Here is a 12,301-nt window from a genome sequence, read left to right as displayed (position 1 = left end):
TCATGAGTACAGTTGTTCTATTCGAACACCCTTTGAACGAGAAGATGCGTACCTGGTTGCGCGTTGAGTATCTGATTGATCAGCTGCATGAAACTGTGCCAGTAAGTGGTTCGGTCTCGGCTCTCGGCGTTTTTCGCATACTTAGCGATCTCCTGGATATTTTTGAGCGCGGAGATATGCGCACCGAATTGCTAAAAGAGCTGGAGCGGCAGCAGCAGAAGTTACGCGCCTGGCTGGATGTGCCTGGAGTTGACGAACTGCGCGTTAGCAATCTGCGCCAGCAATTGAAACAATACTCTAGCGAATTGATGGCTGCGCCGCGGATGGGCCAACAGCTACGTGAAGATCGCCTGATTGCGCTGGTACGTCAGCGCCTGAGTATTCCCGGCGGCTGCTGTAGTTTTGATTTACCAAGTCTGCACATCTGGCTGCATCAGGACCAATCGGTGCGTGATGTGCAGGTCAATAGCTGGTTAGAATCGTTGAATCCGCTGCGTAATAGTTTGACGATGATTCTCGATTTAGTGCGTCAGTCCGGCGTATTCCGTCATCAAACTAGCCTCAATGGTTTTTATCAGGACAATGCCGAAGGATCCGATTTGCTGCGCCTGCAGTTAATGCTGGAAGATGCGCTGTATCCGCAAGTCTCGGGTCACAAAAGTCGCTATGCCATTCGTTTTCTGCCGTTAGACAGCGAACGGGGTGAGGTGCCAGCCCGACTGAATTTTGAATTAGCTTGTTGTTAGAGGAAGTTATGCCGGAAGAGATTATTACCGTACCTTGTCCCAATTGTCGTAGAGATGTGATCTGGGATGAGTTGAGCCCGTGGCGGCCATTCTGCAGTAAACGTTGCCAGCTGATTGATTTAGGTGAATGGGCAGCAGAAGAAAAACGCATTCCCAGCAACGGTGACCTGACAGACAGCGATGACTGGAGCGAAGAGCAGCAGTAACAAAAAAGTAAGGGGCCAGCAGCCCCTTAACTTAAATCTCGCCGGCCACCAGACGACCTATCAGCTCATGGTTTGCCGGAGGAAATTCATCCGCAACCAAATCCTGCTGTTCAACCCAGCGTTGTGGCTGTCCTTCACGGCCATAAGGCGCACCGTTCCAGCCTTCCACCAGGAAGAAATGCAGCGTAACGCGCAGGTCTTCATAGCTATGATCGGCCAGTCCAATTGCCTTAGCTGAAGTAACGTCTATCCCGGTTTCTTCCATCAACTCACGTTTCAGCGCCTGCTCGGCGGTTTCGTCTTGTTCAATCTTCCCGCCTGGAAACTCCCATTTATTAGCCATATAGGAGCTTGCCGCCCGCTGGGCTAGAAAAATTTGACGATCTGTATTGCGAATGATGCCCACCGCAACCTGCAGGTGTTTCATAAGCTGGATTCCGCTTTTAATAAATGAGCGCTGAGTGTAAATCAGACGTTGCGTGATGTTAACCACTGAGATGGATGTGACGCCATGTGCCGCACAAAAGCCATTGATTAAGACATGTCGTAATGATCGCAACCGGGGATGTTAGGAATACTCGCAGCCACTTTCTTCTGCCAAACCCGATTACCTATGGAATTCAAAGAAACAACGTTTCTGGAACAAAACACGCCGGAACAATTACATACTCTACGCCATCTGGTATTTCACGACCTTCTCACCTTAGACAGTGCTCAGAACACCCTAACCTGGTGGCCTGAACATAAAATCATGCCACTTAACGAAGCGCAAAAACGCTTCTTCTCCTGCCTGTTGCTGCGGATTACCTCAAAACGTCAGATCATCGCGACAGTGTGGAATGAGAGCTATCCAGGCATCAGCGATAATAATTACCATCAATTGCTGTTTCAAAGCCGGGCATTATTCAAACGATTTGGCTTGCCGGATGGTTTGTTGGTCACGCTGCCTTATCACGGCGTACGACTCAACGAAGAGAAGCTAATGGCAATTACGCGCTAAGGCTTAAGCAAAAAAAAGGAGCCCGAAGGCTCCTTTTTTATCAGGCCAGACGACCGTGGCACTGTTTATATTTTTTGCCTGAGCCGCATGGGCAAAGGTCATTACGGCCCACTTTCCTTTCGCCACCTTGTGCTGCTAAGGCTTCGGCTGCTGCGGTTGCATCATCAACATGGCTCAGCTGTTGCTGCTGTGCTAAGCGCTCCGCTTCTTCACGACGCTGCTGCTCCATTGCTTCAACTTCTTCTGGCATGCGTACCTGGACCTTGCTCAGGGTACTGATCACTTCGTACTTCAGTGACTCCAGCATTGCTGCAAACATAGAGAAGGATTCACGCTTATATTCCTGCTTCGGATCTTTCTGTGCGTAACCGCGCAAGTGGATCCCCTGACGCAGATAGTCCATCGCCGCCAGATGCTCTTTCCATAGCGAATCCAGCGTTTGCAGCATCACGCCTTTTTCAAAGTTCCGCATCATCTCTGCACCAACCACTTCTTCTTTGGCAGCATAGTTTTCAGCAGCATGGCTCATGATGCGTTCGCGCAGCGTCTCTTCATGCAGATCAGGCTCTTTATCCAACCACTCAGCAATTGGCAGGTTCAGATCGAAGTCGTTACGCAGACGCTCTTCCAGGCCCGCGACATCCCACATCTCTTCCAGCGACTGCGGTGGAATGTAAGTATCGATGGTGGTTTTATAGACATCTTCACGGATGCTGTTGATGGTTTCAGATACATCAGACACATCCAGCAGTTCGTTACGCTGGCTGTAGATGGCGCGACGCTGATCGTTAGCAACGTCATCGTATTCCAGCAGCTGTTTACGAATATCGAAGTTGCGACTTTCCACTTTGCGTTGAGCGTTGGCAATTGCTTTGGTCACCCATGGATGCTCAATCGCTTCGCCTGGCTTCATACCCAGTTTACGCATCATGTTTGATACGCGATCCGAAGCGAAGATACGCATCAAGGCATCTTCCATCGACAGGTAGAAGCGTGAAGAACCGGCATCACCCTGACGACCAGCACGACCACGCAGCTGATTATCGATACGACGTGATTCGTGACGCTCAGTACCAATGATGTGCAGGCCACCCGCCGCCAGCACTGCATCATGACGCAGTTTCCAGGCGGCTTTCATCGCCTCAATTTGCTCTTCAGTCGGCTCGTCCATCGCGGCAAGCTCAGCCTGCCAGCTACCGCCCAGCACGATATCGGTACCGCGACCGGCCATGTTCGTTGCGATAGTTACCGCAGCTGGCTGGCCCGCTTGTGCCACGATATCCGCTTCACTGGCGTGGAATTTGGCATTTAGCACGCTGTGTTTAATGCCTGCGCGCGTCAGCTCATTGGAGACCACTTCGGATTTCTCAATCGAAATCGTACCCACCAACACCGGCTGCCCCTTTGCGGTACAGACGCGAATGTCTTCGATAATGGCGTCGATCTTCTCTTTCTCAGTCATGTAGACCAGATCGGCCATATCTTTACGCACCATCGGACGGTTAGTTGGCACCACGATAGTGTCGAGCTTATAGATAGAGCTAAATTCGAATGCTTCGGTATCTGCCGTACCGGTCATACCGGCCAGTTTTTCGTAGATACGGAAGTAGTTCTGGAAGGTGATTGAAGCCAGCGTCTGGTTTTCATTCTGGATTTCCACGCCCTCTTTCGCTTCAACGGCCTGATGCAGGCCATCAGACCAGCGGCGACCTTGCATGGTACGACCGGTATGTTCATCGACGATGACCACTTCACCATCTTTTACGATGTAATCTACGTCACGGGTGAAAAGTGCATGAGCACGCAGTGCCGCCGTAACATGGTGCATCAACATAATGTTGGTTGGTGAGTAGAGTGACTCGCCCTCTTCCATAATGTTTTGGCTAACCAGCAGCTCTTCAACTTTCACCAGGCCACGCTCGCTCATGTGCGCCTGACGTGCTTTCTCATCGACCCAGAAATCGCCTTCGCCCTGGAAAGTCTCAGAATCTTCTTTCTCCTGGCGGACCAGGTGCGGGATGATCTTGTTAACTTTGGTATACAGTTCAGAACTGTCTTCAGCAGGACCAGAGATGATCAATGGCGTACGTGCTTCATCGATCAAGATGGAGTCGACTTCATCCACCAGCGCATAATGCAGTTTACGCTGCACGCGCTCTTCCGGGCTGAATGCCATGTTGTCGCGAAGGTAGTCGAAGCCGTATTCGTTGTTGGTGCCGTAGGTGATATCGGCTGCATAGGCTTCACGCTTTGCCACGGCTGGCATATTTGGCAGGTTAATACCAATGGTCAGGCCAAGAAACTCAAACAGTGCGCGGTTATTTTCGGCGTCACGTTGCGCCAGATAGTCGTTGACGGTCACCACGTGCACGCCTTTGCCGCTCAGCGCATTCAGGTAAGCAGGCAAAGTTGCGGTCAGAGTTTTACCTTCACCGGTGCGCATCTCCGCGATGCAGCGTTCGTTCAGCACCATGCCGCCGATCAGCTGCACATCAAAGTGGCGCATGCCAAATACGCGCTTACTCGCTTCGCGTACGGTGGCAAAAGCTTCTGGAATCAGACTTTCAAGGCTCTCGCCTTTTTTCAGGCGCTCACGGAACAGGTCAGTTTTCGCTTTCAGCTCATCATCGGAGAGCTTCACGAAATCTGGCTCCATCTTGTTGATGATGTCTACCACTTTACGCATACGGCGCAGAGTACGATCGTTGCTGCTGCCAAATACTTTAGTTAACAATTTGATTAACATGATAAATTTTTCTCAATTCAGCCGTGATCTCACGGACTGCAAAATCTAAAACAGGATGCGGAAAAAAGGTTAGCAGTTAAGCTTTGAAAGGTCCGGCGCGAATGCCGTGAATAGCAGCCTGCCAATCAGCAGAAGAGTGGATTTGCGGCTCGCTGTGACGCAGGTTTTGCTGCGGCTCAACGACAGTAAGTGGCTGTGCGGGAGAGGTTAAAAGCGCCTGAAGCGAACCAATCAACGCCAGCTTTTGCGCCGCCAGCGGTAAAGCCTGGTCGGCCTCAGCCTGAGCAGGTGGCGTCATGCTAAAGGAAAGGTGGCGTATCACCGTACGAATTGCATGCTGATGCCAATAATCGACGTTAAAATTCGGTCGACGCGCGCTTTCCTGCAAACGAATGAGATGATCGAACTGAACAACATTGCCAACAAATAGGCTGCTGATCGGCGAATCGTTCGCCGCGGGCTCAGAGCTTTGCGCGCAGGCAGGCAAGCCCAAACTGGCCGCCACCATCCCCAAAAGGAGATGAGGCCAGAAATAGCGTCTGCCTAATTGTCGCCAGCGTGAGAAAATCCCGATCACAACCCGTCCACAATGCATTGAATAAAGTAATAAAGCTGTCGCGTAAAACTGCGTTAACCAGCTTATATGAGCGCCAGATGATAGCACTTATGTGCGGCTTCGACACCAGTGATTAAAGGGCCCACGGCGGAATTCACGTTTTTTTGTATAGCGTTTCACCAGTCACGACAGTGAATTGAGATCGGTTTGGCAGGGTTAGATGCTAGGCAATAAAAAAACGGCAGGTTCAACTGACCGGAGAGGGTGTCAGCGAAACCTGCCGTTTTATGTCTGACTTAAGCCAGAACTAAATTAGGTGCTTTGAATGCCAGTGGCAGTTCAGCTTCGTCTTCAAAGGTCGCCCATTCCCAGGCTTCCTGCTTCGCCAGAACCGCTTGCAGCAACTTATTGTTCAACGCATGGCCAGATTTAAAGGCGGTAAATGCGCCAATAACATTGTGACCGCACATGAACAAGTCACCGATCGCGTCGAGCATTTTATGACGAACAAACTCGTCTTCAAAGCGCAGACCGTCTTCGTTTAATACGCGGAAATCATCGAGGCCAATCGCACAATCTAAACTACCGCCCAGGCACAGGCCTTTAGACTGCAGATATTCGATTTCACGCATAAAGCCAAAAGTGCGCGCACGGCTGATTTGACGCACAAAGTTCTCAGCCGAGAAGTTGAGCTGATAACGCTGCGAGCTTGAGTCAATCGCCGGGTGCTTGAAGTCGATGGTAAAGTCGAGTGAAAAACCGTTATACGGCTTAATCTCGGCCCACTTATCACCATCTTCAACACGCACCGTTTGCTTAACGCGCACGAATTTCTTCGCGCTGTTCAGCTCTTCGATGCCAGCATCCATCAGCAGATAGACAAAAGGCGCGGCACTGCCATCCATAATCGGGATTTCCGGTGCATCAACTTCAACAATAATGTTGTCGATGCCCAAGCCCGCCAATGCGGCGTTCAGGTGTTCAACTGTTGAAATACGCACGCCTTCATCATTCACCAGGCAAGTACTCAGCATGGTGTCGCGCACATATTTTGCATCAGCCGGGAAATCAACCGGTGGATTCAAGTCAGTGCGACGATAGATGACCCCGGTATTAGCCGACGCAGGGCGTAAGGTCAGCGTGACTTTCTTGCCGGTATGTAAACCGACACCAGTCGCCTGAACAATACGTTTTAATGTCCTTTGTTTGATCATCGCTTTATCTCGCAATATTACCCTTCCGACCGCCAGTATAAATTACCAGCGGGGGAATACTTTAGCACAAAGAGCGGAGAATCCCAATTATCGGGATATTCTTAGTCTGCCTGTTTACGCAGGAAGGCTGGAATATCAAGGTAGTCGGGTTCTTTGCTGGATGATGCTGGTTGCTCATTCACCACTTTAGCTGCAGGCTTCTGCTCCTGCGGCAGTGGCGCCATGCCATGCTGCTGGTAGCGATGATCCATCACAGGTTGAGTAGCCGGTTTGTTGGTCACTAACGTGATTTCTGGACGCTTATCCATGCCAATACCGGTGGCAACTACGGTTACGCGCAGTTCGTCGTTCATCTCTGGATCCAGAGATGTACCGATTACTACGGTAGCGTTGTCAGACGCGAAGGCGCGGATAGTGTTACCCACGGTTTCAAACTCGTCCAGACGCAGGTCGAAGCCGGCGGTGATGTTGACCAACACGCCGCGCGCGCCAGACAGGTCGATATCTTCCAGCAGTGGACTGGAGATAGCCATTTCTGCCGCTTCTTCCGCACGGTCTTCACCGCATGCCACACCGGAACCCATCATGGCGTAACCCATTTCTGACATCACGGTACGTACGTCCGCAAAGTCGACGTTCATCAGTCCAGGACGCGTGATCAGCTCAGCGATACCCTGCACTGCGCCTTTCAACACGTCGTTGGCTGCACCAAACGCATCCAGCAGAGAGATGCCACGGCCCAGAACTTTCAGCAATTTGTCGTTAGGAATAGTGATTAATGAATCGACGTGCTTAGAAAGTTCGGCGATACCCTGCTCAGCAAAAGCCATACGCTTTTTGCCTTCGAAGTTGAATGGCTTAGTCACCACCGCAACGGTCAGGATACCCAAATCTTTTGCTACTTCAGCCACAACTGGCGCTGCACCAGTACCGGTACCGCCACCCATGCCTGCGGCGATGAACACCATGTCTGCACCATCCAGCGCAGCACGCAGTGCTTCGCGATCCTCTTCCGCAGAGTTACGGCCCACTTCTGGGTTCGCACCTGCACCGAGACCTTTAGTGATATTGGTCCCGATCTGGATCGTCTGGCCGACCGCTGTCTTACGCAACGCTTGCGCGTCGGTGTTTACAGCGAAGAATTCTACACCTTCGATACGCTCGCGTACCATGTGCTCTACGGCGTTGCCGCCGCCACCGCCGACGCCGATGACTTTAATCACCGCGTCATTGGTTAATTCCATAGGTTCAAACATGATTTCTCTCCGTTATGTGCCTGTCGCCTGGAGATCATAAACATTGCCAGCATGATCTCCTTTTTCAAAAATTAAAACTCTTTCTTCAGCCAGCTGTTGATTCGCTTAAACCAATTGCCCACCGAAGCACGTTTTTCCGTTTCTGCATCACCGTTCATGTGTGACTCTTTGCCGTAATGCAGCAGGCCAACCGCCGTAGAGTAATACGGCTCCTGCGCATAATCCGTCAGGCCGGTGATGTTAAGCGGCTGTCCAATGCGCACTTGCGTGTGAAACACGCGCTGTGCGCAGGCTGCCAAACCTTCAATCTGCGCCGCACCACCGGTCAGCACGATACCGGCTGCCAGATGATGTTTTACGCCCTGCTGGCGCAGCTGCTCCTGTAGTTGCAGAATCTCGTCATTGACCAGATTCAGCAGTTCGGTGTAACGCGGCTCAATCACTTCCGCCAGCGTTTGACGCTGCAGGCTACGTGGTGGACGACCACCCACGCTCGGCACCTCGACGTTTTCGTCTTTGCCGACAATCGAGCCCAATGCACAACCGTGACGCACTTTAATCGCTTCCGCGTCAGTTGGCGGCGTGCCAAAAGCGTAGGCAATATCACTGGTTACCACGTTCCCAGCATACGGGATCACTTTGGTATGACGCAGTGCACCGCCAGTATAGACAGCGATATCCATTGTACCGCCACCGATATCAACAACACAGACTCCCAGCTCACGTTCGTCTTCAGTTAATACTGAGAAACTGGAGGCCAGTCCGGCAAAAATCAGTTGGTCAACTTTCAGGCCGCAACGTTCAACGGCTTTGACAATATTTTTTGCCATATCGTTGTGGCAGGTGATCAAATGTACTTTCGCCTGCATACGCACGCCGGAAAGTCCCACCGGATTCTTGATGCCTTCCTGGTAATCGATGGCATATTCCTGCGGAATGACATGCAGAATACGATGTTCATCACGTACGCGAACGGATTTCGCCGTATGCACCACGTTCTCTACATCATCCTGAGTCACTTCCTCTTCCGAAATCGGAACCATCCCGATTTCGTTCTGGCAACTGATATGTTTGCCCGATAAAGCAAGGTAGACCGATGAAATCTGGCAATCCGCCATCAGTTCAGCCTGATCGATGGCTCGCTGTACGCATTTCACCACCGACTCAAGATCGTTTACGCCGCCTTTATCCATGCCGCGAGACGGGCAACTGCCCACCCCAATAATATTGACCATACCATCGGGCAGAATTTCCCCAACCAGGGCGGACACCTTCGCGGTGCCAATTTCGAGTCCTACTACCAGTTTTCTGTCCGTTGCCTTGATCATTGTGGTTTAGCCTGTGCCTGGTTCTGTTGCTGATTACTGTCCTGTGGCTCAACCGGTGCTGCTGCCCAACCAACTGCGGCGCCGGAGTCATATCGCAAATCGACATAGGTGATGCGCTGATTCTGACTCTGACCCTGCTGCTGCAGATCCGGATAAAGCTCTATAAAACGGTTCAGACGCTTCATGGTATCGCTGCGTCCCAACTCGATGCGCACATCGTCACTGGTCACCAACTGCCACGAGCGCCGCGCCGTCATCGACGCGACCTTCAGGGTAAACTTGTTAGCCTTCAACACATCACTCATGGTGTGATAGCCGGCTAACACCTCATTTTCACTGCCTTCCGGGCCATACAGCATTGGCAAGGTTTCTTTGCCAACGTGGCTGGCCGGGACGCTGAAGGAGACGCCATCGGCATCGACCATGTGTGAATCGTTCCAACGTGCGACCGGAACATACTCCACCAGGTTTATCTTCAGCTCATCAGGCCACTGCTTCCGCACACTGACCTGCTTAATCCAGGGTAAACGCTCAATCTGCTGCTGGATGATATCCACGTTCTGCGACATGAATGTCCCCGGTGCACCGAGCGATAAAATGGCCTGGCGAATATCATCATGTGTGGTGTAGTGGGTTTGTCCCGTTACCACCAGCTTTGATAAGGGTAAGCGCGAGGCGTCATTCATCCACTTCAGCACCACAAGGCCGCCCGCCACCATGATGCCCAGCACAATCAGCAGGAACACGATGCCGAACAGTCGTGCACCGTTGCTACGCCCGGAGCGTAGACGCTCCTGAGGTTCGCGATTGCGTACTCGTATCGCCGCCTGAGACATATCAGTCAGCCAGCTCCAGAATACGCGCTACCAATTGAGGGAAGCTGTATCCGGCCTGCTTAGCGCCCATTGGCACCAAACTATGGCTGGTCATGCCTGGCGAGGTATTCACTTCCAGCAGCTGGAAATTACCCTCACCATCGGCCATCACGTCAACGCGGCCCCAGCCGCTGCAACCCAGCGCGCGCCAGGCTGCCCATACCAATTTCTGCAATTCCGCTTCTCGCTCAGCACTTAAACCGCTCGGACAGAAGTATTCAGTATCGTCAGAAATGTATTTAGCTTCATAGTCATAGAACTCGCTGGCGGTTTTAATTCTGATAGAAGGCAGAATTTGTTCACCCACGATGCCTACGGTGTACTCTGCGCCGCTTAAAAAAGCTTCAATCAATACGTCGTCATCATGACGAAATGCTTCTTCTAACGCCGCAGGTAGCGCATCCGCATGGTTTACGCGGCTGATGCCAACGCTGGAACCTTCGCAGCTTGGCTTAACAAACAGCGGTAAACCTAATGCTTGTATAGCGGCAACGGTATCCGCATCCAAACCTTGCTGATGCTGCTGACGCGTGAGCCAGACGAATTTGCCTGACGGCAATCCCCTGCCCTGCCACAGCAATTTACTGCGCAGTTTGTCCATGGTGATGGCAGAAGCCATCACGCCGCTGCCGGTATACGGCAGTTGCAGGAACTCCAGCACCGCTTGTAACGTGCCATCTTCGCCACCGCGGCCGTGCAGCGCGATAAACGCCCTAGCAAAGCCTTGCTGTTTCAGATCCAGCACCGACACATCACGCGTATCAACAGCATGTGCATCAATGCCCATTTCACGCAGCCCGGCCAGCACGGCCGCACCTGACATCAGCGACACTTCACGCTCTGCCGAGGTACCGCCCATCAATACTGCGACCTTCTCAGTCATGACGCGCCTCCGTCTTAACCGCCGGCTGCAGTTGGCTATCGGCCAGCTTACGTGCAATCTTGCCGATGTTACCTGCGCCCTGAACGATCACCAGATCGTCGCCCGACAGCAACGGTGCCAGGGCATCTGGTAAAGCGTCATGCTCAGAGACCAAAATGGGATCAACCTTGCCACGATTACGAATCGCGCGGCACAGCGAGCGACTGTCAGCGCCCGGAATGGCGGCTTCACCGGCTGGATAAACATCCAGCATCAGCAGCACATCAACCTGCGACAGCACATTGGCGAAATCATCAAACAGGTCACGCGTACGCGTGTAGCGATGCGGCTGGAACACCATAACCAGCTTTTTGTCAGGCCAGCCCGCACGTGCCGCTTTGATGGTGACATCAACTTCGGTTGGATGGTGCCCATAATCATCGACCAACATCGCGCTGCCCGGGTTGCCATTGACGGCGGCGGTATCAAACTCGCCCAGTACGTCAAAGCGGCGCCCGGTTCCCTGGAAGCTCTCCAGTGCGGCCAGAATCGCGTTGTCTTCAATCCCTTCTTCGCTGGCTACGGCCACAGCCGCCGCCGCGTTTAATGCGTTATGTCGACCGGGCGCATTCAGCGTCACTTTCAGCACCGGTTTATCATGGCGAATCAGAGTGAAATGACCTTGCGCGCCACGCTGTTCGTAATTCTCGATACGTACATCGGCGTCTTCGCTGAAGCCGTATGTGGTAACCTGGCGGCCTACACGCGGAATCAGATCACGAATCACCGCGTCATCAACACACATCACCGCACGTCCGTAGAATGGCAGGTTGTGCAGGAAGTTAATGAAGGTCTGCTTCAGGTTCTCGAAATCGCCTTGATAAGTGTCCATATGGTCGGCTTCGATGTTGGTAACAATCGCCACCATCGGCTGCAGATGCAGGAAGGACGCGTCACTTTCGTCCGCTTCCGCAATCAGGTAACGGCTGCTGCCAAGGCGCGCATGCGTTCCCGCAGCTTTCACTAAGCCGCCGTTGACGAAAGTCGGATCCAGTCCGCCCTCCGCATAAATGCTGGTCACCATTGCGGTAGTGGTGGTTTTACCGTGCGTGCCGGCCACGGCAATGCCGTGACGGAAGCGCATCAGTTCGGCCAGCATCTCCGCGCGACGAATCACGGGAATGCGCTGCTCGCGCGCGGCCACCAGCTCAGGGTTATCCTGCGCCACGGCCGTAGACACCACGACTACACTCGCATCGGTGACGTTTTCCGGGCGATGGTTGAAGTAAATCGTCGCGCCCAACGCGGCCAAATGCTGTGTCACCGGGTTCGGCGCCAGATCAGAACCGCTGATGTGATAACCTTCGTTCGCCAACACCTCGGCAATACCGCCCATGCCAGCACCACCGATGCCGACAAAGTGAATGTGCCGGACGCGACGCATCTCGGGCACAATAGAACGCAGTTTTGCCAATTGTTGTGTATTCATCTGTTTCAATTACCTGTTTTTCC

General features: G+C 52.6%; 12 protein-coding genes. 3 read left to right on the top strand and 9 right to left on the bottom strand.

The genetic code is table 11. The features are described 5' to 3' along the window. Positions 1-2 precede the first annotated feature (2 nt). Positions 3-746: a cell division protein ZapD gene (gene zapD / locus AC790_RS08385; RefSeq protein ID WP_007888650.1), complete on the top strand. Its 744-nt coding sequence runs from the start codon at positions 3-5 to the stop codon at positions 744-746. A gap of 8 nt (positions 747-754) precedes the next feature. Continuing rightward, a complete protein-coding gene (gene yacG, locus AC790_RS08380; RefSeq protein WP_007888648.1) occupies positions 755-952 on the top strand; it encodes a DNA gyrase inhibitor YacG in 198 nt (65 codons plus the stop codon). A 31-nt stretch (positions 953-983) separates the two neighbouring features. Here the strand turns inward: yacG and mutT are convergent, their stop codons facing one another. After that, positions 984-1,379: an 8-oxo-dGTP diphosphatase MutT gene (gene mutT, locus AC790_RS08375; RefSeq protein WP_007888646.1), complete on the bottom strand. Its 396-nt coding sequence runs from the start codon at positions 1,377-1,379 to the stop codon at positions 984-986. A gap of 186 nt (positions 1,380-1,565) precedes the next feature. Between mutT and AC790_RS08370 the strand changes: the two genes are divergently transcribed. Next, positions 1,566-1,952, top strand: a complete 387-nt coding sequence (locus AC790_RS08370) for a hypothetical protein (RefSeq protein WP_007888644.1) — start codon at positions 1,566-1,568, stop codon at positions 1,950-1,952. A gap of 40 nt (positions 1,953-1,992) precedes the next feature. On the opposite strand, the gene secA is transcribed toward AC790_RS08370, so the two are convergent. The 8 genes from secA to murC all read right to left on the bottom strand — a co-directional run bounded on the left by secA (position 1,993) and on the right by murC (position 12,278). Then, entirely contained in the window at positions 1,993-4,698 is a 2,706-nt protein-coding gene (secA, locus tag AC790_RS08365; RefSeq protein WP_049851452.1) for a preprotein translocase subunit SecA, read from the bottom strand. 76 nt (positions 4,699-4,774) lie between these two features. Continuing rightward, positions 4,775-5,275 (bottom strand): secA translation cis-regulator SecM, encoded by a 501-nt coding sequence (gene secM / locus AC790_RS08360; RefSeq protein WP_235440733.1) that lies wholly within the window; start codon positions 5,273-5,275, stop codon positions 4,775-4,777. 275 nt (positions 5,276-5,550) lie between these two features. After that, entirely contained in the window at positions 5,551-6,468 is a 918-nt protein-coding gene (gene lpxC / locus AC790_RS08355; RefSeq protein WP_007888639.1) for a UDP-3-O-acyl-N-acetylglucosamine deacetylase, read from the bottom strand. A gap of 101 nt (positions 6,469-6,569) precedes the next feature. Beyond that, entirely contained in the window at positions 6,570-7,724 is a 1,155-nt protein-coding gene (gene ftsZ, locus AC790_RS08350; protein WP_007888638.1) for a cell division protein FtsZ, read from the bottom strand. Positions 7,725-7,795: 71 nt separating this feature from the next. Further along, on the bottom strand, positions 7,796-9,052 hold the full coding sequence (ftsA, locus tag AC790_RS08345) for a cell division protein FtsA (protein WP_007888634.1): 1,257 nt from the start codon (positions 9,050-9,052) through the stop codon (positions 7,796-7,798). Continuing rightward, a complete protein-coding gene (gene ftsQ / locus AC790_RS08340) occupies positions 9,049-9,888 on the bottom strand; it encodes a cell division protein FtsQ (RefSeq protein WP_049851450.1) in 840 nt (279 codons plus the stop codon). Before ftsQ ends, ftsA begins: the two co-directional genes overlap by 4 nt. 1 nt (position 9,889) lies before the next feature. Then, a complete protein-coding gene (locus tag AC790_RS08335) occupies positions 9,890-10,810 on the bottom strand; it encodes a D-alanine--D-alanine ligase (RefSeq protein WP_049851449.1) in 921 nt (306 codons plus the stop codon). Next, a complete protein-coding gene (gene murC, locus AC790_RS08330) occupies positions 10,803-12,278 on the bottom strand; it encodes a UDP-N-acetylmuramate--L-alanine ligase (RefSeq protein WP_007888621.1) in 1,476 nt (491 codons plus the stop codon). Before murC ends, AC790_RS08335 begins: the two co-directional genes overlap by 8 nt. Between the last annotated feature and the right edge of the window lie 23 nt (positions 12,279-12,301).

This window comes from Pantoea sp. RIT-PI-b, assembly GCF_001187905.1.
Taxonomy (GTDB): Bacteria; Pseudomonadota; Gammaproteobacteria; order Enterobacterales; family Enterobacteriaceae; genus Pantoea; species Pantoea nemavictus.
This window is presented reverse-complemented; position numbering and strand designations above follow the sequence as displayed.